The sequence below is a fragment of the Kitasatospora sp. NPDC032121 genome (assembly GCF_055580145.1).
This window is the reverse complement of the sequence record NZ_JBVILX010000003.1, coordinates 299,010-321,398: the sequence shown is the minus strand read 5'-3', so window position 1 is coordinate 321,398 and position 22,389 is coordinate 299,010. Positions and strand designations below refer to the sequence as shown.

9 protein-coding genes are annotated in these 22,389 nt (G+C 73.7%); 3 read left to right on the top strand and 6 right to left on the bottom strand.

Going from position 1 to position 22,389, the window contains the following annotated elements:
• Positions 1-18 precede the first annotated feature (18 nt).
• The 4 genes from ACZ5OX_RS12415 to ACZ5OX_RS12400 all read right to left on the bottom strand — a co-directional run bounded on the left by ACZ5OX_RS12415 (position 19) and on the right by ACZ5OX_RS12400 (position 13,663).
• Positions 19-1,758 carry a phytoene desaturase family protein gene (locus tag ACZ5OX_RS12415; protein WP_465629852.1) on the bottom strand — a complete coding sequence of 580 codons (1,740 nt, stop codon included), beginning with the start codon at positions 1,756-1,758 and terminating at the stop codon, positions 19-21.
• Entirely contained in the window at positions 1,745-10,990 is a 9,246-nt protein-coding gene (locus ACZ5OX_RS12410) for a non-ribosomal peptide synthetase/type I polyketide synthase (RefSeq protein WP_465629851.1), read from the bottom strand. Before ACZ5OX_RS12410 ends, ACZ5OX_RS12415 begins: the two co-directional genes overlap by 14 nt.
• A 71-nt stretch (positions 10,991-11,061) precedes the next feature.
• Positions 11,062-11,919 (bottom strand): sterol desaturase family protein, encoded by an 858-nt coding sequence (locus tag ACZ5OX_RS12405; RefSeq protein WP_465629850.1) that lies wholly within the window; start codon positions 11,917-11,919, stop codon positions 11,062-11,064.
• Between the two features lie 310 nt (positions 11,920-12,229).
• The gene (locus ACZ5OX_RS12400) at positions 12,230-13,663 is read right to left on the bottom strand and encodes a helix-turn-helix domain-containing protein (RefSeq protein WP_465629849.1); all 1,434 of its coding nucleotides are present in this window, start codon (positions 13,661-13,663) and stop codon (positions 12,230-12,232) included.
• 356 nt (positions 13,664-14,019) lie between these two features.
• Here ACZ5OX_RS12400 and ACZ5OX_RS12395 point away from each other — a divergent pair, with 356 nt between their 5' ends.
• A complete protein-coding gene (locus ACZ5OX_RS12395; RefSeq protein WP_465629848.1) occupies positions 14,020-17,226 on the top strand; it encodes a M28 family peptidase in 3,207 nt (1,068 codons plus the stop codon).
• 91 nt (positions 17,227-17,317) lie between these two features.
• Here the strand turns inward: ACZ5OX_RS12395 and ACZ5OX_RS12390 are convergent, their stop codons facing one another.
• Positions 17,318-17,947 carry a hypothetical protein gene (locus ACZ5OX_RS12390; protein ID WP_465629847.1) on the bottom strand — a complete coding sequence of 210 codons (630 nt, stop codon included), beginning with the start codon at positions 17,945-17,947 and terminating at the stop codon, positions 17,318-17,320.
• 347 nt (positions 17,948-18,294) lie between these two features.
• A complete protein-coding gene (locus ACZ5OX_RS12385) occupies positions 18,295-18,933 on the bottom strand; it encodes a hypothetical protein (RefSeq protein ID WP_465629846.1) in 639 nt (212 codons plus the stop codon).
• A 195-nt stretch (positions 18,934-19,128) separates the two neighbouring features.
• Here ACZ5OX_RS12385 and ACZ5OX_RS12380 point away from each other — a divergent pair, with 195 nt between their 5' ends.
• Both ACZ5OX_RS12380 and ACZ5OX_RS12375 read left to right on the top strand, forming a co-directional pair.
• The gene (locus ACZ5OX_RS12380; RefSeq protein WP_465629845.1) at positions 19,129-20,367 is read left to right on the top strand and encodes a cytochrome P450; all 1,239 of its coding nucleotides are present in this window, start codon (positions 19,129-19,131) and stop codon (positions 20,365-20,367) included.
• A 201-nt stretch (positions 20,368-20,568) separates the two neighbouring features.
• Positions 20,569-22,344, top strand: coding sequence for a penicillin-binding transpeptidase domain-containing protein (locus tag ACZ5OX_RS12375; protein WP_465629844.1), 1,776 nt, complete (start codon positions 20,569-20,571; stop codon positions 22,342-22,344).
• Positions 22,345-22,389: the final 45 nt, after the last annotated feature.

Sequence of the window (22,389 nt, the reverse complement as noted above, 5' to 3'; positions counted from 1 at the left end):
CGTCGGTCGTCGTCCCGCTCACTCCGCAACTCCCACTTCCGCCACTTCGGCCCCCGCCACTCCCGCGTCCGCCGCTCCCGGGCCCGGCAGTCCGACGGTGGCCCGGCCGAGTTGCGGCAGGCGGCCCCACTTGCCCGGGTGCCAGGGTTCCCGGTTGTCGCTCGGCCAGGCCCGGAACGGCCGGCCGAGCTCCTCGCACAGGTACTGCGCGGCGAACCGCCCGCTGGTGGCCGCCCGGATCAGCCCCCCGAGCGAGGTCCACTGGCCCGCCATGGAGAAGCCGCTCAGCCCGGGCAGCCGCATCCGGTCCCGGTTGACCAGCCGGTTGGCGGCGTCCTCGGCCTCGGAGAACGCCTGCCAGGCGAGGATGCTGCCGTAGGTGTTCCCGGTGAACCGCTCGGTGGTCACCGGCGATGCCACGTCCACGAGTTCGATCCGCCGGCCGAGCTCGGGGTACGTCCGCTCCAGGAACTCCCGGACGAACGCGGCGACTTCCTGCTTGCGCGCCCGGTAGGCCCGGCGGTCACTGGTCCGCAGGTCCTTCCAGGAGCGGTAGTCGCTGAAGTAGGTGCAGTGCAGCACCGACTTGCCCGGCGGCGCGAAGCCGTCCGCATAGGAGGAGCGCAGTTGCACCACCAGGCTGCGCTGGAGCGAGCCGGGCAGCCGCTCGCCGTCCTCGGGCGTCAGCAGGTAGGTGGTGCTGTGCGGCTCGCCTTCGGGCAGCGGGCCGTCGATGCCGACGAAGGCGGAGACCACGGACGGGTACAGGTTGCCCGGCTTGTCCAGCAGTTCGCCGTACAGCTTCTCGGTGGCGGGGCTGGAGTAGCGGCCCTCGAGCAGCCGGTCGAGCACCGTCGGGCCGTCGCAGGCGGCCACCACGTGGTCGGCGAAGTGCCGTGATCCGTCCTTGAGTTCCACCCCGATCGCGCGCCCGCCCTCGACCAGGACGCGCTCCACCCGGCGGCGGTAGCCGATCACCCCGCCGAGCGAGGTGTAGCGCTCCTCCACCGATCGGGCCAGGCCGAGCGAACCGCCCTGCGGGAAGCCGGCGTTGCCGTTGTGGGCGGCCGCCAGGGTGTAGAGGTACGGCAGCAGCGGGAAGCCGGCGGGCTCCTGGAGGAACATGTTGGGGAAGGCCCGCCGCAGCAGCGGGTCCTGGAAGCGCTCCGCGAAGCCGCTCATCGGGGTGGTCGCGGTGCGCCAGAACAGCCGGAAGGCGGGCAGTACGGTGCGCAGGGTGCGCAGCCGTTCCGCCGTGGTGCGCAGCGGCGGCGGGGTGAGGTCCCATGGCAGCTCGATCGCGGCGTAGCGGCGCAGGTCCCGGCAGAACTCCCGGATCGGCTTGGCGTCGCCGGGCGCGAGGTCCAGCAGGTGGGCCTCCAGCCGGTCCGGGTCGCCGTAGAAGGTGACGGCCCGGCCGTGTTCGTCGACGACGCGGTTGAAGGTGTCGAAGAGGGTCACCGACTTGCCGTCCAGGGCGCCGAGTTCGCTCCAGACCTGGTGGGCTCCGGTGCCCTCGGCGGTGCCGATCAGCCAGTCGATGCAGTAGTCGAACAGGTAGCCGTGCCGGGACCACGCGGTGCAGCAGCCGCCGGGCAGTACGTGTTTCTCGAAGATCCGGGTCTCCAGGCCGCTCATCTGCGCGTAGCAGCCGGTGGCGAGGCCGGCCAGGCCGGCCCCGATCACGATGACCCTGGGCGGGCCGTCGTCGGCCCGCTCCCGGTCGGACCAGTCCGGTCCGCGGTCAGCCGAGGACATCGGCGGTGCCTCCGGCCAGGATGGCGCCCGCCAGTTCGGCGTTGCGGGCGGCGAACTCCCCGTCGAGCATCTCGGCGTGGACGCCGTGCCCGACGTACACCGCGGTGCCCGTGGTGGAGGCGCCGTGCCAGGAGCCCGGTTCGCCCCCCAGGTGCACGGAGAGCCGGTCCTGCTCGCAGACCACGTCCAACTGGGCCTTCACCGTCCCGGTGTTGGGGGTTCGACTGCTGAACTCCAGGTAGTCCCTGGCCTGTTCGAGGGTCTCCTGGGCGACGATCCAGGAGCCGGTGTGCCGGTGCAGGTGCTCGTGGAGTTCGCGTTCGAAGACGGCCAGGTGCTCCTCGCCGAGGTCGAACGCCTCGGTGACCCGGTAGGCGTCCAGCAGCAGCACCGAGGCCACGGTGCGTCCGCGCCGCTCCAGCTCCTTGGCGACCTCGAAGGCGAGGTTGCCGCCGAGCGAGTAGCCGAGCAGGACGTACGGCCCGTCGGCGTGCAGTTGCTCGACCAGGTCCGCGTAGCGGGCGGTCTTGTCGTCGCCGGTCAGGTAGTTGAAGGAGGCGATCCGGTGCTCCGGCAGGTGCGCGGCGAGCTGCCGGTAGACCAGCCCGTGGCCACCGGCCGGCGGGAAGCAGAAGACCGTACGGTCCTCGGGCGCCCCGGCGTTGAACCAGAGGTAGGCCTCGCCGCCGGCCAGCTCGCCGGTGATGATCTGCTCCACGGTGCGGGCCATTCCGTGCAGGGTGGTGACCTTGAACAGCTGGCCCACCGGGATGCTGATGTTGAACTCGCTCTGGAGGTGGTGGATCAGCTCGATGAGCCGGATCGAGCTGCCGCCGAGTTCGAAGAAGTCGTGCTGGAGGCCGACCTCGTCCAGTCCGAGCAGGTTCTGCCAGTGCTCGGCGACCCTCGTCTCGTAGAGCGTGACGGGCGGTTCGTGCTGGGCGGCCGCGGTGTCGGCCTTCGGCTCGGGCAGGGCCGCGAGGTCCACCTTGCCGTTCGGGGTGAGCGGCAGGGCGGGCAGCTCGGTGAGGTAGGAGGGGATCATCACGGTGGGCAGGTGCTCGGCCAGGTGGCGGCGCAGTTCGCGGCGGTCCAGCACGGTCCCCTCGGCGGGCACCACGTAGGCGGCGAGGACGGCCTCGCCCCTGGCGTCCTGGCGGACCGCCACGCAGGCCTGGGCGAGCTCCGGGCGGGCGGTGAGGTGGGCCTCGATCTCACCCAGCTCGATCCGGTGGCCGCGGACCTTGACCTGGTTGTCGATCCGGCCGAGCAGGTGCACGGTGCCGGCGGTGTCCCAGTGGCCGAGGTCGCCGGTGCGGTAGAGCCGTACGGGCGTTCCGTCGAGGTCCAGGGTGCGGAAGCGCCGGGCGGTCTGCTCCGGGTCTTTGGGGTAGCCGGCCGCGACGCCCGCGCCGCCGATCCACAGCTCGCCGGGCACGCCCACCGGGACGGGCTCGCCGTACGGGTCCAGGACGTACACCGCGCTGTTCGGGAACGGCCGGCCGATCGGCACCATCCGGCCGGGTTCCAGCGCGTCGGTCGCGCCCTCGTAGTAGGTGCTGTCGACGCTGGCCTCGGTCAGCCCGTAGGAGTTGACCAACCGGGTGTGCGGACCGCACAGGGCGCGCAGCCGCTGGTGCTCGGCGGCCTTCCAGGAGTCGGAGCCGACGATCAACAGCCGCAGGAAGTCCAGCGTCAGGCCCTCGCGCTCGCAGTGGGCCAGCAGCGCGCGGGCCACGGCGGGCACGAACTCGCCGCCGTCCACGGCCTCCTCGCGCATCACCCGGTAGAGCCGGGCGGTGTCGAAGAGCAGCTCGCGGTCGACCAGGACGAGGGTGCCGCCGGTGCTGAGCGCCCGGGCGAGGTCGCCGGAGAAGACGTCGAAGGCGGTGCCGGCCATCTGGAGGTGCACCCGCACGTCGGTGTCGAGCCGGTACTCGGCGCGCCAGCCGGCGGTGACGGCGGCCAGGTTGCGGTGGTCGACCCGGACCCCCTTCGGGCGGCCGGTGGAGCCCGAGGTGTGGATCAGGTAGGCGGCCCGGTCCGGATCGGCAGCGGGCAGCGGCACGGCGCCCCCCAGCACGGGCCGGTCCAGGGCCTCCAGGGTGACCAGTTCGGCGGGCAGTTCGGCCGCGAGCGGGCGCCGCTCGTCGACCACCACCAGCGCTGCTCCGGCGTCCGCCACCTGGTAAGCGAGCCGGTCGGCCGGGTGTCCGGGGTCGAGCGGGAGGTAGGCGGCGCCGGCCCGCCAGATCCCCAGCAGGGTGGTGATCAGCTCGGGTGACTTGTCCAGGCAGACCGCGACCACCGAGCCCTCGCCGACGCCGAGCTCGCGCAGCCGTACGGCGGTGCGCTGGGCCTGCCGTTCCAGTTCGGCGTAGGTCAGCCTGCGGACGCCGTCCCGGCCGGGCGCGACCACCGCGACGGCCCCCGGCCGCTCGGCGGCGGCCTTGGCGATCAGCTCCGGAACCGGGGTGCCGTGCTCGATCCGGCGCTCGGCGCCGCTGAAGGCGGTGAGGATCCGACGCCGTTCCGCCTGCCCCAGCATCCGCAGCCGACCGACCGGCTCGCTCTCGGCGGCGCGGGTCATGGCGTCCAGCAGGTTGCGGTAGTGCTCGGCCAGCCGCTGGACGGTGGCGGGGTCGAAGAGGTCGGAGTTGTACTTGAAGACGCAGTGGAAGCAGCCGTCCGCGCGGTCCTCGTAGGCGGACAGCGTGAGGTCGAACTGGCCCTCTTCCTCGGGGAGTTCGATGTAGTCCAGGCGGTAGCCGAAGCGCTCCACGGCGACCTTGTGGGTGAGCAGGATGAACATCGCCTGGAACACCGCGGAACGGCTCGGGTCGTGCTGGAGGCCCAGCTGCTCGACCAGCAACGGGAAGGGGTACTCCTGGTTGTCCAGCCCGCCGAGCACGCTCTCCCGCACCCGGGCCAGCAGCTCGGCCACGGTCGGCTCCCCGGCCAGGCTCACGTGCAGCGGCAGCGGGTTGACGAAGTAGCCGTAGACGGAGGCGAACTCCTCCTGGGTGCGGCCGGTGACCGGGCTGCCGACCACGATGTCCTGCTGCCCGGACCACCGGTTCAGCAGCAGGTAGTAGGCGCCGAGCAGCACCATGAACGGGGTGGCGCCGTTGGCGCGGGCCAACTCGTGGACCCGGGCGGTGAGTTCGGCGTCCAGCCGGAAGAACTCGGAGGCGCCGTTGTGGGTCTGGACGGGCGGGCGCGGCCGGTCGGTGGGCAGTGCCAGCACCGGCATCTCGGCCGGCAGGTGGCCGCGCCAGTAGTCGAGCATCCGCCGGGCCTCGGGGCCGGCCAGGAAGCGGTTCTGGCGGTTGAGGAAGTCCAGGTAGCGGGCGGGCACCGGGGGCAGGTCCGGGGTGCGCCCCTGCCGCAGCGCCTCGTAGACCTCGAACAGCTCCTCGATGAAGGTGAAGGTGGAGATCGCGTCCGAGACGATGTGGTGGACGGCCTTCATCAGCACCCAGCGGTCCGGGCCGCGCCGGAACAGCCGCAGCCGCACCAGCGGGTCCTCGGCGAGGTCGTACGGCCGCCGGTACTCGCGGACGATCAGGTCGTGGATCTCCTCCCACGGCCGGCCCTCGACGTCGAACAGCCCGGTGTCGGCCTCGACCTCCGCCCGGATGCGCTGGACCGGCCGGCCCTGCTCAGCGGTGAAGGCCGCGCGCAGCTCGGGGTGCCGGGCCACGAGGTGGCGGAAGGCCTCGAACATCAGCTCCGGGTCGAGTTCGGCGCGGACCTCGACGGCGCCGCCGATGTTGTACGCGAAGCCGTCCGGGTGCAGCAGCCGCAGGAACCAGAGCGCCTGCTGGTTGTGGGTGAGCGGGAAGCGGGACTCGTCGGTGTACAGCTCCACCTCGGCCTCGGCCGGGCCACCGTCGGCGGCGAGCCGCTCGGCCAGCCCTTCGGCGAGCAGGTCCACCAGGTCGCCGACGGTGCCGTTGCTGAGCAGGGCCACCACCGGCAGGGCGACGCCCAGTTCGCCGTGCACCCGGGCGCGCAGCTCCATGGCGAGCAGCGAGTCCAGGCCGTGCGCGCCGAGCCTGGTCTCCTCGTCGATCCGCTCGGCGCCGATCCGCAGCACGGCCGCGGCGGCGGCGGTGAACCGTTCGGTGACCAGTTCCCGGCGGGCCTGGGGGCCGGCCGCGCGGTAGGCGTCGAGGAAGCCGCCGGTCTCGGCCGGGGCCTGCTCGGCGGCGCTCGCCGCCAGGTCGGCGACCAGCGGCGGCGGCGCCGGGTACCAGGCGAGGAAGGTCGGCCAGTCGACCACGGTGGCGACCAGCAGTTGGGCGCGGTCCTGGCCGAGGACGCGCTCCAGGATGGCCGTTCCGGCGTCCGGCGGCAGGGAGCTCATGCCACGGGCGTCGCGGTAGTGGGCTACCAGGCCCAGCTCCTCGATCATGCCGGTGGCCCACGGGCCCCAGTCCAGGCTGAGCCCCGGCAGCCCCTCGGCCCTGCGGTGGTGGGCCAGGGCGTCCAGGAAGGCGTTGCCGGCCGCGTAGTTGGTCTGCCCCGCGGTGGTGAGCAGCGAGGCGACGGAGGCGAACAGCACGAAGTGGTCGAGCGGTTCGTCGCGCAGCAGCCGGTGCAGCAGGTGGCCGCCGATCACCTTGGGGGCGTAGCCGGCGTCGAAGGCCGTACGGTCCATCTGGGCGAGCAGGGTGTCCTTGACCTGCCCGGCGAGGTGGAACACGCCTCGGATGGGCGGGAGTTGGCGCTGCCGGTAGTCGGCGAGCCAGTCCGCGAGGGCGGTCTCGTCGGTGACGTCGACCTGGGCGAGCAGGGGTTCGGCGCCGAGCGCCTGGAGTTCGCGCAGGAAGGCGATCCGCTCGCCGGCGGGGGTGTCCGGGTCGGTGTACGCCCACGCGGAGCGCTCGGGCAGGGCGGTGCGGCCGACCAGGATCAGCCGCCGGGCGCCGCGCCGGACGAGGGTGCGGCAGAGCAGTCGGCCGAGGGCACCGAAGGCGCCGGTGACCAGGTAGCTGCCGTCGGGGCGCAGGACCGGCGGCAGCGGGCGGGTGAGGCCCTCGGCCTGCCGCAGCCTGCTGGTGAGCCGGGTGCCGGCCCGCAGGGCGATCTCCTGCTCGTCCCGGGCGGCGAGTTCGGTGAGCAGCGCCTCGGCCTGGTCGGCGGCGTCGACGGCCGGGTCGAGGTCGATCAGGGTGCCGCGCTGGGCGACCAGCTCCTGCTGCCACAGCACCCGGCCGATGCCCCAGGCGGGGGCGCCGAGCGGCTCGACCCGGTCGCCGGGGGCGGCGGGCTGGGTGCCCCGGGTGACGATGTGCAGCCGGCCCTCGGGGCGGGCGGCAGGCAGGGCCTGGGCGAGGATGATCAGGGAGTAGGCGCCGAGGGTGGCGAGCGGGCCGAGCCGGTCGGCGCCGGCGGTGGCCAGGGCGGGCTGGTCGAGGTTCCAGAGGTGGACGACGGTGCCGAAGCCTGGGTCGAGGTCGGCGAACAGCTTCCGGACGTCCTCGGCGGAGTCGGGCCGGACGGTCGAGCGTCCCTCGCCGTGCCGGTACTCGTCGCCGGGCCGGACCAGGTGGCAGCGGGCGCCGCGAGCGGCGGCCAGTGCGGCGAGCCGCTCGCCGAGGCCGTCCTCGTCGGCGAAGAGCAGCAGGTCTCCGGGAGCCTCGTCGGCGGCCGGCCGGGCGGCTTCGACCCAGCCGACCTCGGTGAGCCAGCCGTCGATGGTGGCGAGCCCGACGGAGGCCGGGGCCTGGGCGACGTCGGCCACCCGGAAGCCGGTGACCCTGCCGACCGGGGTGCCGTCCTCGGTGTACAGCGCGAGGTCGCCGACGAGCTCCTCGCCGCTGTCCCGGGTGACGGTGGCGTGCACCCAGAGCGGGCGGTCGCCGATCTCGTCGAGCCGGACCTCCTCGATCGAGACCGGGAGCCGGACGCTGCCGTCCTCGGGCGTCTCCAGCCGGGTGGCCAGCAGGGTCTGGAAGCAGCCGTCCAGCAGCACCGGGTGCAGGTGGTGGTCGGCCGCGTCCGCACCGAGCTGCGCCGGAGGCCTGACCCGGGCCAGCGCCTCGCCGGGGCCCGTCCACACCTCGGCGATGGCCTGGAACGCGGGCCCGTAGTCGTAGCCGCGCCCGGCCAGCCGCCGGTAGCAGTCCGGGCCGTCGAGGTGCCGACCCCGGGCGCGCAGGGCGTCCACGTCCAGCGCGGGCCCGTAGGAGCGGCGCTGGCCGGTGCGGACCCGGCCGCTCGCGTGCACGCTCGGCTCGCCGCCGGCCGGGGTGGAGGCGACGGTGAAGCGGGCGTCCTCCGGTGCGTAGCCGAGCTGGACGGGGACGGGCTCGCTCTCGGAGAGGAACAGGGCCCGGTTCAGCTCGACCTCGGCCAGCGTCACCTCGGTGCCGCCGGTCAGGGTGCGGACGGCCTGGGCGGCCATCTCCAGGTATCCGGCGGCCGGGAAGACCACCTGGCCCTCGATCCGGTGGTCGGTCAGGTAGGGCAGCCGCTCGGGGTCGAGCGCGCTGGTCCAGCCGGGCTGGGCGCTCGCGGTGCGGCGGCCGAGCAGCGGGTGGTCGAGCTGCCCGAGCCGGACCTGCTCGACCGGCTTGGGCTCCACCCAGTAGCGGTCGCGCCGCCACGGGTAGGTCGGCAGCGGCACCGGGCGGCCGGCCGGGTGCAGCGCGTCCCAGCTCAACTCGACGCCGAGGGTGTGCAGTTCGGCGAGGCTGCGGGCGAGGCGCTCGGGCTCGTCCTGCTGCCGGCGGATCGACGGCACGGTGTGCGCCTGCTCCGCGCACTCGCGGATCGCGTGGCCGAGCACCGGGTGCGGGCCGAGCTCCAGGAACAGCCGGTGGCCGTCCTCGGCCATCCGCTCGACGGCGGCCCGGAAGCGGACCGGGTTGCGGACGTTCTGCCACCAGTACTCGCCGTCCAGCTCCGGCCCGCGGGCGAGCCCCTCGCGGGCGGTCAGGTAGAGCGGCAGCCGCGCCTCCTGCGGCTTGATGGCGGCGAGCGCGGCCACCAGCTCGTCCCGGATCGGGTCCATCCGCACGCTGTGGTACGGGACTTCGACGTCCAGCAGGCGGGCGAAGACGCCCTGCTGCCGCAGTTCCTCGGCCAGCGCGCCCAGCGCCTCGGCGTCCCCGGCCAGGGTCACCGCGGAGGGGCTGTTGACCGCGCCGAGCGAGACCTCGGAGCGGTACGGGCGGATCCGGCGCTCCACCTCGGCCTCCGGCAGGCCGACCGCGAGCATGGTGCCGGTGCCGGCCAGGCGCTGCTGGAGCCGGCTGCGGGCGAGCACCACCCGCACGGCGTCGGCCAGGTCGTACACCCCGGCCTCGTGGAACGCGGCGACCTCGCCGGTGCTGTGCCCGACGACCGCGTCGGGGCGCAGGCCGTGGCTCCGCCAGAGCGCCGAAAGTCCCACCTGGACGGCGAAGTTGGCGGGCTGGGCCAGCCAGGTCTCGGCCATCCGGGAGTCCGCCTCGTCACGGCCCAGCTCGGTCAGCAGCGACCAGTCGGCCTGCGCGCGGATCTCCCGGTCGACGGCCTGCACGGCCTCCCGGTAGACCGGCTCGTGCTCGTACAGCCCCCGGCCCATCCCCCACCACTGCGGGCCCATGCCGGTGAACACCCAGGCCAGTCGGCGCTGCCCGCGCTCCCGGGCGCGGCCCTGGACCACCCGGGGGTGCTCCTCGCCGCGCCCGTACGCGGCCAGTGCCTCGTCCAGGTCCTCCCGGGTGGAGTAGACGACCCCGAGCCGCTCGGGGAGGTGCTGGCGGCGGTGCGCCAGGGTGTGGCCGAGGTCGGCCAGGGACGCCCCGTCGGCGAGCTCCTGCCGTACGGCTGCGGCCAGTTCGGGCAGTCCGGCGGCGTCCTTGGTGCTCAGCGGCAGGACCGTGCGGGCCGGCTCGGCCGCCGGCGCGGCGGGGGCGGGCCGCGGCGGCTCCTCCAGCAGGACGTGGGCGTTGGTGCCGCCGAATCCGAAGGAGTTGACGCCGGCGCGGGCCGGGCCCCGGTGCTCGGGCCAGTCCGTCGGGGCGGTCGGGATCTCGAACGGCAGCGCGTCCAGGTCGATGCCGGGGTTGGGCCGCTCCAGGTTGAGGTGCGGCGGGATGCGGCGGTGCTTGATCGCGAGCGCGGTCTTGATCAGCCCGGCGACGCCGGCCGCCGCCTCGGTGTGCCCGATGTTGGTCTTGACCGAGCCGACGTAGCAGCGGTCCCCGGCGCGCCGGCCGATGCCGAGCACCCGGCCGAGGGCGGCGGCCTCGATCGGGTCGCCGACCGGGGTGGAGGTGCCGTGGGCCTCGACGTACTGGAGGCTGCCGGGCTCCACCCCTGCCTCGGCGCAGACCCGCTCGATCAGGGTGACCTGCGCGTCCGCGCTGGGGACGGTGATGCCGTTGGTGCGGCCGTCCTGGTTGACGCCGGTGCCGAGGATGACGGCGTGCACCGGGTCCCCGTCGCGCAGCGCGTCGGAGAGCCGCTTGAGCACGACCACGCCGACGCCCTCGGCCCGGACGTAGCCGTCGGCGGAGGCGTCGAAGGCGCGTGAGCGGCCGTCCGCGGAGAGGAAGCCGCCCTTGGTCTCGGCGATCGTGTACTGCGGCGCCATGTGCAGCAACGCCCCGCCGGCCAGCGCTAGTTCGGTCTCGCCGCGGAGCAGGCTCTGGCAGGCGAGGTGGACCGCGACCAGCGAGGAACTGCAGGCGGTGTCGATCGAGACGCTGGGCCCGCGGAAGTCGAAGCAGTGCGAGATCCGGTTGGACACCATCGTCATCATGGTGCCGGTGGCGGTGTGCGCCGCGATGGTGGCGAAGTCGAGGTCGGCGAACTGGAGGATCTTCCAGTCGAGGGTGAAGGCGCCCATGTAGACGCCGACTTCCCGGCCGGCCAGTTCGCCGGGGCGCAGCCCGCCGTCCTCCAGGGCCTCCCAGCTGACCTCCAGGAGCTTGCGCTGCTGCGGGTCCATGTGTTCGGCTTCACGCGGGCTGATCCCGAAGAAGTCGGGGTCGAAGGTGTCGAAGCCGTCGATGTAGCCGCCCCGGCCGCCGATCAGCCGTCCCGGCTTGGCCCGGTCCCGACTGCCCAGTGTTCCGGTGTCGTAGCGGTCGGCGGGCGTCTCGGTGAGACAGTCCCGGCCCTCGATCAGGTTGCGCCAGTAGGAGCGGTGGTCGTTGGCGTGTCCCGGCAGGCGGCAGCCGATACCGGTGATCGCGATGCGTTCGCGGGGCGCGGCGAAGGGCGAGGAGGTCATGATCCAATCCGGGGGTGACGGCGTGGCGCCGGGGACACGGGCAAGTGGGAGCGGCCTCTCGGGGGCCGGGTTCAGACGGACTGCTCGGTGGTCTTCGCCCGGCGCCAGGGGTGCAGCAGAGTGGCGCCGAGTTCACCGGTGGTGGGGAACGCGGCCGGGTCGGTGAGGCCGACGGCCTTCGGCACTCTGCCGGGCCGCCAGGTGAAGCTCCCGAACACGTGGTCCCAGAGCGAGAGGTCGGAGGCGTAGTGGCCGGCTTCGGCGAGGTCGGTGCTGTGGTGCAGGCGGTGGAGTTCCGGCCCGGCCAGGACGTGGCCGAGCGGGCCGATGCGGACTTCGATGTTGGCGTGGACGAAATACCCCTGAGCCAGGACGAATATTCCGACCACGAACACTGAATCCGGCGAGAATCCGATCAGCGCCAGCGACAGTTGGACAACGGACTGCGCGACCAACACGTCCAGGAAATGATTCACGCCGTTGTTCGCGACGTTCACCTTGTCCGGGACGTGGTGCACCCCGTGCAGCCGCCAGAGCCACCGGTTGCGGTGGGACCAGCGGTGCACGAGGTAGTCGCCGAGCGAGCCGACCAGCAGCGCGAGTGGGATCTCCATCGCGAACGGCAGCGCCGGATGGGCCGGGCCGAGCATCTCCACCAGCGCCGCCACCAGCCCCTGGGCCAGTGCCCCGCCGACCATGCTCAGCACGAAGTAGACGCTGTACCAGCCGAGTTCACGTCGACTCGGGTGCCAGTCGGTCCGGTACGGGATCACCCGTTCCAGGACCGCCAGATATCCGAGGACGGCGACCAGGAAGAGCGGGGAGACCCGGTCCGGCGCCCAGTGGAAGTGCAGGGTCGCGACGGCCGTGCACAGCACACCCAGGAGCAGTAGCGGATGGGCGAGCCGGCGGGCAATGGCTGACAGCACGCGCCCCCCGTTCTTCGCGGACTAACGACTGGAAACGTCAGAGACTCTAGCGGCAGACACGCGCCGTGACAGTCATTCGACGTGTTAACTCCATGAATGACCCGATCGGCGGACTATACGCTCACGAAGTTGACGTTTGTACGGCGCGAAAGGGGCGCATTTTCGAGAACGGCGGGAGTTGACGGTGTGACAGGACCGCTGTGCGGGGTGCCGGGCGCTGGCGCGCCCCCTCTCGCGCCGCCGCGCGCGGCGCCCGATCCGGCCACATCGGACGACGGTCACCGCCGGGAGCTCACGGAGCGCCGCCGGGTCAGGAGCGGGCCGGCTCCGCCAACCGGTGTGCGGCACGGGGCGCGTGCGCCGCGAGGCGATCGCGCAGACCGCGCAGTTCGTACTCGACCAGCGCGGGCAGAGCCGTCGCGCCGGTCGCCTCCAGGGCCGGGCCGAGCAGGTCGACGGCCGCCGCCGGGTCGTGCGCGCAGACGTGGCAGTCCGCCGCCCGGACGGTGAAGAGGAGGCGACTGGAGGGAAGTTGGTCCGGACCGAGCAGGCCGAGGGCGGTCTCGGTGGCGTCCAGTGCCCGGCGGGCCAGCCGGGGGTCGTCGGTGGCCGCGGCGAGGTCGCGCAGTGCGGCGGCCGCGGCGGACTCGACCCGCATCCGCATCGAGGCGATGGAGAGCCAGGGCACGTCGACCTCGTCCTGCGCGCCGATGTGGTCCAGGTGCGCCCGGGCCAGGCCGATCTGCCGGACGGTCGCCCGCACGTCGCCGGTGAGCGCGTACGCCCGGGCCCGGCTGATCCGTCCCATCGCCCCGGCCCAGTGCCGGCCCGGCGCGACCTGCTCCATCTCGCGGGCGTAGCCGAGGGCGGCGACCGGGTCCCCGTCCAGCCGGGCCAGGATGCTCATGTCGCTGAGCGTGCCGACCTGGGTGGCCTGGTCCGCGGCCAGTCCGGCCCAGGTGAGGGCGCGGTCGTAGCTGGCCATCGCGGTGGCGTTGCGGCCGCCCTGCATCCGCAGCGCGCCGGCCGCGTGGGCGTGCTCGGCGGCCAGCCGGACCAGCGGGCCGCGCTGCGCGGCGGGGGCGGTGGCGAGCCGGGCGAGCACGGCTCGCAGGGTGCGCTCGACGGCGGCGGCCAGGACCGGCCGGTCGCCGGTCTCGCCGGAGCGCAGGTGGGCGGCGAGCAGCCCGGTCAGGGCGTGCGCGGTGACGGCGTCCAGCGGGCGGGCGGCGGCCCGGCCGCCGAGCGTCTCGGGGGCGCAGAACTCGGCGTGCAGGTCGGCGAGTTCCCTGGATTCCGGGACCGGACAGCCCTCGGCGCCGTGCAGCGGGCAGAGCAGGCCGTAGTCGGGCAGCCGCAGCGGAGCGGGGGCCGGCAGCGGGGCGGGCGGGCCGAACGTGGCCCCGCCCGGCAGCGGGGGCCGGAGCAGGGCGGGCGAGAAGGCGTTGACGTGGCAGAGTTCGGCGCTCTCGGCGCGCTGGCAGGCGGCGCTCAACTCACCGGCGGCACCGAGGAGGTCGTCGATCCGGTCGGCGGTCCTGGGGGTGACCCGGCGGGCACCGTGCTCGATCTTGCTGACCGCGGTGTGGTCGTAACCGATCCCGGCGCCGAGCTGCGCCTGGGTGAGGCCGGCCCGGCGCCGCCAGTGCCGCAGCCGGGCGCCGAACTCCCGCCAGGCCTCCTGGTCCCGACCGGTCGGCGGTGCCGGCACCGCCGCCGCGGGGGCCACACGGTTGCGCTGCACGGCTGCCTCCCCGGGCGCGTCGTCCCCGGCCGCTCGCACGGCCGCCGACGATTCCAGTGGTTCCGACGACTCCGATGACGAGGACGGTACTCGATCGACACCCGCTCCGTACATGACGTGGTCTCAACCACTTGAGGAAAACCCCAGCTTGACACAAAGAGGGGCCTGCCGCCTTGACGGAATTTGCCAAGTCCTTGCCTCGATCGCACCAGGCATTGACCTGGGCATGACGTCGTGTGAGGGTTCGGGCACCCGAGCGCGGACGGCCCGCACGGCCGTCCCCCAGACGCGGCCCTGCGGTGCGCCACCAGCCCTGGTCGTCCGCGGTCGAGGACCCCCACATGCGAGGAGCCTCGATGCAACGCAGAGTTTCCGCAGGCCGGCTGCTGACCACGGCGACCACCCTGACCGTACTGGCCGGCATGATCGCCGCCACCGCGGGCCCGGCCGGCGCCGCACCCGCCCCCTCCCCGACACCGCCCAGCGTCCTGGCCGCCGCGGTGAACGCGGCCGACGCCGCGGCCGCGGCCGGCCTGGACGCCCTGGCCAAGGGCCCCGACGAGACCTACGAACGCAAGGCCGTCACCCCGTGGGTGGGCGGTCTGTACTCGGTGGCGTACGAGCGCAGCTACCGCGGCCTGCCGGTGGTCGGCGGTGACGCGGTGGTCCTGGCCGACGGGCAGGGCAAGGTCCGCGCCCTGCAGTCGGCCGCCCCCGGCCCCGTCGGCGGCTCGGTCACCCCGCAGGTCGGCGCCGACCAGGCGGAGCGGACCGCCCGCACCGAGCTGCCCGCCGTGGACTCGGTGGAGTCCCGCCGCCTGGTCGTCCGGGTCAAGGACGGCAGCAGCCGCCTCGCCTGGGAGACCGTCCTCACCGGCCACCGGGGCAGCGCACCCAGCCGCCTGCACGTCTTCGTCGACGCGGCGACCGGCGAGGTCGTCGACCGCTACGACGACGTGCGCGCGGGCACCGTCAACAGCGAGTGGAACGGCCCCTCCCCGGTCACCATCAGCACCACCGGCTCCGGCGGCTCGTACTCGCTGCGCGACCCCAACCGGCCCGGCCTGTCCTGCTCCGACTACGGCACCGGTCAGGTGTTCTCCAAGTCGGGCGACTCCTGGGGCACCGGCAGCGCCTCCAGCAAGGAGACCGGCTGCGGGGACGCCATGTTCGCGGCCCAGAAGGAATGGGACATGCTCCGCGACTGGCTGGGGCGCAACGGGCACAACGGCAACGGCGGCAGCTGGCCGGTGAAGGTCGGCCTCAGCGACGTCAACGCCTACTGGGACGGCTCGACGATATCCATCGGCCACAGCCAGGCCAACAAGTGGATCGCCGCCATCGACGTCGTCGGCCACGAGTTCGGCCACGGCATCGACCAGTACACCCCCGGCGGCGCCAACAACGAGTCCGGCCTGGGCGAGGCCACCGGCGACATCATGGGCGCGCTCACCGAGGCCTACGCCAACGAGCCCGCCCCCTACGACTCCCCGGACTACACCGTCGGCGAGATGATCAACCTGGTCGGCAACGGCCCGATCCGCAACATGTACAACCCCTCCCTGGTGAGCAACAACCCCAACTGCTACTCGGCGTCGATCCCGCAGACCGAGGAGCACGCGGCGGCCGGACCGCTGAACCACTGGTTCTACCTGCTCGCCGAGGGCTCCAACCCCGGCGGCGGCAAGCCCACCAGCCCCACCTGCAACAACTCCTCCGTCACCGGCATCGGGATCAAGGACGCCGGCCGGGTGTTCTACGGCGGCATGCTGCTCAAGACCAGCGGCATGACCTACAAGCGCTACCGCACCGCCACCCTGACGGCGGCGAAGAGCCTGGACGCGAGCTGCACCTTCTTCAACCGGGCCAAGGCCGCCTGGGACGCCGTCAGCGTCCCCGCGCAGAGCGGCGACCCGACCTGCACGCCGTCCGGCACCAACGACTTCTCGCTCTCGCTCGGCCCGGCCTCCGGCTCCGTCCAGCCCGGCGCCTCGACCTCGTCGACCGTGAGCACCGCCGTCACCTCCGGCACCGCCCAGACCGTCGGCCTGACCGCCTCCGGCCTGCCCTCGGGCGTCACCGCGAGCTTCAACCCCTCGTCGGTGCAGGCCGGTTCGTCCTCGACGCTGACCCTGTCCGCCTCCGCGGCGGCCGTGGCCGGGACGTACCAGATCACCGTCACCGGCACCGCCGGCGCCACCACCCACACCGCCCAGTACGGCCTGACCGTCGGCGGCGGGGGCAACCCCGGCGGGCCCGCACCCGACATCGACGTCGCCAGGATCCAGGCCCACCTGTCCCAGCTGAACACCATCGCCAACCAGAACGGCGGCCACCGCCGGGCGGGCAGCGCCGGACACAGCCAGTCGCTGGCGTACATCAAGGGCAAGCTCCAGGCCGCCGGCTACAGCGTCACCGAGCAGACCTGCACCTCCTGCACGTACCAGTCCAACAACCTGATCGCCGACTGGCCCGGCGGCCCGTCCGACCAGGTCACCATGTTCGGCGCCCACCTGGACAGCGTCTCGGCCGGGCCCGGCATCAACGACAACGGCTCCGGCTCGGCGACCCTGCTGGAGAACGCGCTCGTGCTCGCCCAGCAGAACCCCGGCCTGACCCGGCACGTCCGGTTCGCCTGGTGGACCGGCGAGGAGCAGGGCATGCAGGGCTCGCAGTCCTACGTCGGCCAGCTGAGCTCCGCCCAGCGCTCCGCGATCAAGGCGTACTACAACTTCGACATGATCGGCTCGACCAACGCCGGCTACTTCATCAACAACCTCAACTCCACCGCCGCCGCGCCGATGAAGGCCTACTGGGACTCGCTGAACCTCAAGCCGGAGGAGAACGTCGAGGGCCAGGGCCGCTCGGACGACTACTCCTTCCAGCAGGCCGGCATCCCGACCTCGGGCTACGCGGCCGGCGCCAGCGACACCAAGACCTCGGCGCAGGCGGCCAAGTGGGGAGGCACCGCGGGCCGCTCCTACGACTCCTGCTACCACTCGTCCTGCGACACCACCGGCAACGTCGACGCGACGGTGCTCAACCGCAACGCCGACGGCGTGGCGTACACCATCTGGAAGACCTCGGTCGGCGGCAGCACGCCCACCAACGACTTCTCCGTCTCGGTGAACCCGACCACCGCCACCGTCAAGCCCGGTGAGACCGCCACCGCGACGGTCGCCACCTCGACCACCGCCGGCACGGCCCAGACGGTCAACCTGACCGCCTCGGGCGCCCCGGCCGGCGTGACGGTCTCCTTCAACCCGTCCTCGGTGCAGTCCGGCGGCTCGGCGACGCTCACCGTCGCCACCTCCGCCTCGACCGCCGCCGGCACCTACAGCATCACCCTGACCGGGACCGGCTCGGCCACCCACAGCACCAGCTTCTCCCTGGTGGTGGGCAACGGCCCGACCGACCCGGGCGGTACCTGGACCCCCGGCACCACCTACCAGGCGGGTGACGTGGTGACCTACAACGGGGTCGGCTACCGCTGCCTCCAGACCCACACCGCCCAGGTCGGCTGGGAGCCGCCGATCGTGCCCGCGCTCTGGCAGCAGGTGTGATCAAGGTGTTCTGACACCCGGTGAAGCCGCTGCGCCGCGGTCCGTCGAGGGGACGGGCCGCGGCGCAGCCGTGTGGGGTCGGGGCGGGCGCTCAGCCGGCGTGGAAGGCCACCCGGACACTGGCGTCGACCGGGAGGACCAGCACGTTGCCGGTCTCCCAGAGCCATCGCCGCGGGATCAGGAACATCCGGTTGTCGGACTGCGCCAGCAGCCGCAGGCCCTCGTAGCGGTAGTGGAAGTGCGACCCGGCCCCCGCCCCCGGCAGTGGCGTCTCCCGCACCCCGGGCCAGTCCAGTGCGAGCGGCTCCGAGGTGTCGAGCAGGACGGCCGGCCGCACCTGGAGGTTGTGGGAGAGCGCTTCGGCGTCGGCTGCCCCCTTCTGCTGGGCGTAGCTGCCGACCGCCCAGTACGCGCACAGCGCGAGGATCGCCACCGTGACGCCCAGCGCCACCCGCTCGCCCGCCACGGGGAACGGCGCGCCGGTGCCCCGCACGTACAGCAGCCGCGCCAGGAGGGCGAACAGCAGCCCGCCGCCGATCAGCAGTGGGGTGCCCATCGGCCCGGCGTCGATGACCTCGAACCCCGCCGCCAGGCCGAGCGCCAGCAGCGCGACCACCGGCAGGACGGCGGCGACGCACACCCGGCGCAGCACCCGGGAAGCACCCGCACCGCGGCGGGCGGCGCCGGACACCAGCGGGAACGCCAGGGCCGCCACCAGCACCCCGCTGAGCGCGACCCCGACGGGCAGGTAGAGCGCCGGGGAACTGCGCAGGAGCAGTTCCTGGGTGGAGAAGCCGATCGTCTCGGCGTCGATGCCGAAGTAGCCGTAGAGCGCGTCGGTGTAGGCGTAGCCGAAGAAGAAGAGCAGTGCGGTGACGAAGGTGGTCGGGGCGATCCAGCCCGCGAGCGTGCTGATCCAGCCGCGCCACGGGCTCGCGGCCGGCTGCTCCTCGGCATCGGACGACCGCTCCCCCGCTTCGGACGACCGCTCCTCGGCGTCGGTCGACCGCTCCTCGGCGTCGGACGGCCGCTCCCCCGCTTCGGCGGGCCGGTCCTCCCCGGCAGGGCTCAGGGGGTGCTCCCGGTGCCGGTCCCCCCGTTGCTCTGGTACGGGGTTCCGCTCCCGCCGGGGCTCGTCGATCCGCCGGTCGGACCGGTCTTGCCGGTGGTGGGCATGCCCGGGCTGGGAGACGCCGTGCCGGTGATCTCCCCCTCGGCCTTGAGCTCCCGGCTCTCCCCACCGATGGCCACCGTGTAGCAGATCGGTCGACTCGCCCCGCTCGACGTCGGGAGGGTGAACTCCAGCGGTTCGCTGCCGTGGTCGGTCACGGTCACCGCGGCCTGGCTCGGGGTGGCGTGCTCGGCGTTGTGCGTGCAGTCGGTGACGTCGCTGACGAGGGCCTGGACCGGTTTGGGCGAGGAGCTCCTCAAGGTGACGACGGCCCTCTTGCCGGAACCCCGCGCACTGGCCGACACCGCGCCGGCGTCCTGGAAGCTCGCCACGGTCTCGGGGGCCTTGGTCCGCTGGTCGTCGGGCTGGGGGCTGGAGGTCTGCCCGTTGCCGTTCTGGCCGTTGCCGTTCTGCCCGTTGCCGTTCTGGCCGGAGCCGCCGCCACAGGCCGCAAGGGCCGGTACGAGCAGGGCGGCCACCAGCCACCGGGCCGCTCGGCCGGTCGGGCCGCCTCCGAAGTGCCGGTTCCCGGGCATGCGTTCTCCCATCCGCGCAGCGATCAGGGCCGTTCGGCCCCGCCGCACGGTACTCGGGCGGGTGCCGTGCGACGGGGTGCCGCGCTGCCCGGGCCGCCGCCCGCCGCCCGGTCGGCGCAACCCGGGCCGGGGGCGCCCTGACATAGAGTCGGTCCGGCACGGACGCACCGTCAGCAGACCGGAAGGAAACGCCCCGTGAGCACGGACACCCGCCCGGTACCGGAACTGGCCGCCGAGGTCGTCGAGCAGTGGCGGGCCGAGGAGGCCGAGCTCGTCGACCTGCTGGCCCGCACCCAGCGCGGCGTCGGTGGCGTCGCCGCCTTCCGGCTCGGCCCGACGCCGACCGTCCTGGTCACGGACCCGGCCGCCGTGCAGCACGTCCTGGGCCGCCATCCGGACCGGTACGTCAAGCGCTCGCACCGCGCCCGGATGCTGGTCGGGGACGGCGTGCTGTCCGCCGCCGGGGACGCCTGGAAGCGTCAACGGCGGCTGCTGCAGTCGCAGTTCACCGGCACCGGGATGCGCCGCTACGAGCACAGGATCGCCGCGGCGGCACAGCGCACCGCCGAGCGCTGGGCGGGGTACCGGCGCACCGGGGAGACCTTCGACCTCGGCGAGGAGATGCGCCGCTTCGCCCTGGACACCGTCTGGCGGGCGCTCACCGGGCTGCCGCTGGACGACCGGACGGACCACGAACTCCGCTCGGTGGAGCGGGTGGTGGCCGCTATGCCGAAACTGCCGACCGACGCGGCGGACGCCCGGGACGCCGTCGCCGGGGACCTCGCCCGGATCGACGCGGTGGCCCACGCGGCGATCGACGCGGCACGCTCGGCCGGCCCGACCGACGAGCCCGGAGTGCTCCGGGTGCTGGTCGAGGCGGGCGAGCGGTACCCCGAGTACACCGACCGGCTGATCCGCGACGAGCTGGTCACCCTGCTCGTCGCCGGTCACGAGACCACGGCCACCACGCTCACCTGGCTCTTCCTGCTGCTCGACCGCCACTCCGGGGCCCGGACGGCCGATCCGCAGGCGCTGGTGAGCGAGACCCTGCGGCTCTACCCCTCCGCCTGGCTGCTCCCCCGGCACGCCGTCGAGGACGACGTCATCGCCGGGCACCGCGTCGCCGCCGGGACGGACGTGCTGGTCTGCCCGTACCTCACCCACCGCGACCCGGCGCTGTGGCCCGACCCGGAGCGCTTCGACCCGGACCGCTTCGCCCCCGGCGCGGACCGCCCCGGGCAGCTCGGCGCGTACTTCCCGTTCGGCCTCGGCGCCCGCGCCTGCCTGGGCACCCAGTTCGCGCTGCGCGAGACCACGGCGCTGCTGGAACTCCTGCTGCCGATGGGGCCCCTGGCGTTCCGCTCGCGGCCGGCGGGGGCGGCGTACAGCATCACGGTGCGGCCGGACGGGCCGACGCCGGCGGTGCTGGGCTGAGGGCGGGCCCGAAGACGTGTGCAACCTTCCGGGCCTGCGCCGCATTGATGGGGTGGACCGGCCCGGCTGTCGACCGACCATCCGTCTCGGCATAGGCTGATCCGCGCCCGAACGGACTCTCGTCCGGTCTCGGGCCCGCGGGCCGATCCGCCGAATGGGACAGGCCCGCGGCAGACGAAGGATCGCAGGGGGGACGGAAGCGTGTTCGAGGAACACAGGGACAACAGGCACGAAGGTCATCAGGAGTACGACCAACTCGCCGACGACGAGGTCGAGTACGACCTCGACGACCCGGACCGCGACGAGGACGGTGGCGGTGGGGGCCGGCGCGGCTCGACCGCGCGCCGGGTCGTGATGGTGACGGCCGGCGGGGTGTTCGCCGCCCTGCTGGCGGTCGGCGGCTACGGCGCCTACAACGTGCTGAACGCCGTGACGGACAACGACCCCTCCGGCGGCGGCCACCAGGGCTCCGCCACCGTGGCGAAGGCCCCGCAGGACCCGCCGACCGCCGAGCAGGCCGAGGCGGCGGCCAAGGAGTTCCTGGCGGCCTGGAGCAGCGGCGACATCGCCGCCGCGGCCGGCCTGACGGACCACCCGGAGACCGCCCGCGCCGCGCTGGCCACGTTCCACGAGCAGGTGGGCGCCCGCTCGCTCGCGCTGACCGGGACGGGCCGCGCGCCGGCCGACACCCCGAGCGAGCCGGCCCTCGGCTTCCGGGTGAAGGCGGAGTTCGAGGGCATCCCGGACGCCTGGGAGTACGACAGCGTGCTGAGCTTCGTCCGGTCCCAGGACGGGCGGCCCGTGGTGCGCTGGAAGCCCTCGGTGATCCACCCCCAGCTCGCCCCGGGCCGGACCATCGCGGTGAAGGCGCTGCCCAACGCCGTGTCCAAGCCCACCGACCGCAAGGGCCGGCCGCTCGACGCCTTCCCCTCGCTGCGCGCCGTCCTCCCCCAGATCACCCCGCCGGAGGGCGGCACCACCGCGCCCGGCCAGGCCGTGGTGCTCTCGGGCGCGGGCGGCGGCGCGGAGGCGGAGCAGCTGTTCGTGCTGACCCCGCCGACCGCCCCGAAGGTCAGGCTCACCCTGGACGCCGACCTCCAGCAGGCGGCCGAGGAGGCGGTCAAGCAGCAGTCGGCGAACGGCAATCCGGCCTCACTGGTGGCCATCGAGCCGAGCACCGGCTTCATCCTGGCGATGGCGTACGCCCCGCAGGGCGGCTTCAACCGCGCGATCGCCGGCGGCCAGGCGCCCGGCTCGACGATGAAGGTGATCACCTCGGCCGCCCTGCTGGAGGCCGGGGTGAGCCCGGACACCGTGGTGCCGTGCAAGGCCACCACCAACTCCCCGCGCGCCTGGCACAACGACGAGCCCGGCGACTTCCCGTCCTACACGCTCGCCGACGACTTCTCCCACTCCTGCAACACCGGCTTCATCGACAAGGGCCTGGAGAAGCTCCAGCCCGGCACGCTGGCCTCGGTGGCCCGCGAGCAGTTCGGCCTCGGTCTGGAGTGGCACATCGGCGTCCCGAGCCGGGACGTCACCATCCCGCCGCCGGGGAACAAGGACGAGGCCGCGGCCGCGTACATCGGCCAGGGCCGGATCCAGGCCAACTCACTGGCGATGGCCTCGGTCGCCGCCACCGTACAGAGCGGAACATTCCGCCAGCCCGTGCTGCGCGAGGACGTGAAGCGGGTGACGGCGCCCGGCAAGCTCCCCGCCGACGTCGCCAGGGACCTGCGCGCCATGATGGCCAAGACCGCCACCCAGGGCACCGCCCGCACCCCGATGGCCGGGCTGTCCGGCCAGATCGGCGCCAAGACCGGCACCGTCGAGGCAGGCGGCCAGGCGAACAACAGCTGGTTCATCGCCTACCGCGGCGACCTCGCCGTCGCGGCCGAGGTCGAGGGCGGCGGGCACGGCTTCAGCGCGGCGGGAGTGGCGGCGGCGCAGGTGCTGAAGGCGGGCAACAAGGGCTGACGGCCCGCGGCCGCGCCTTCCCAGGCGGTCCGGCCGGCCGCCGAC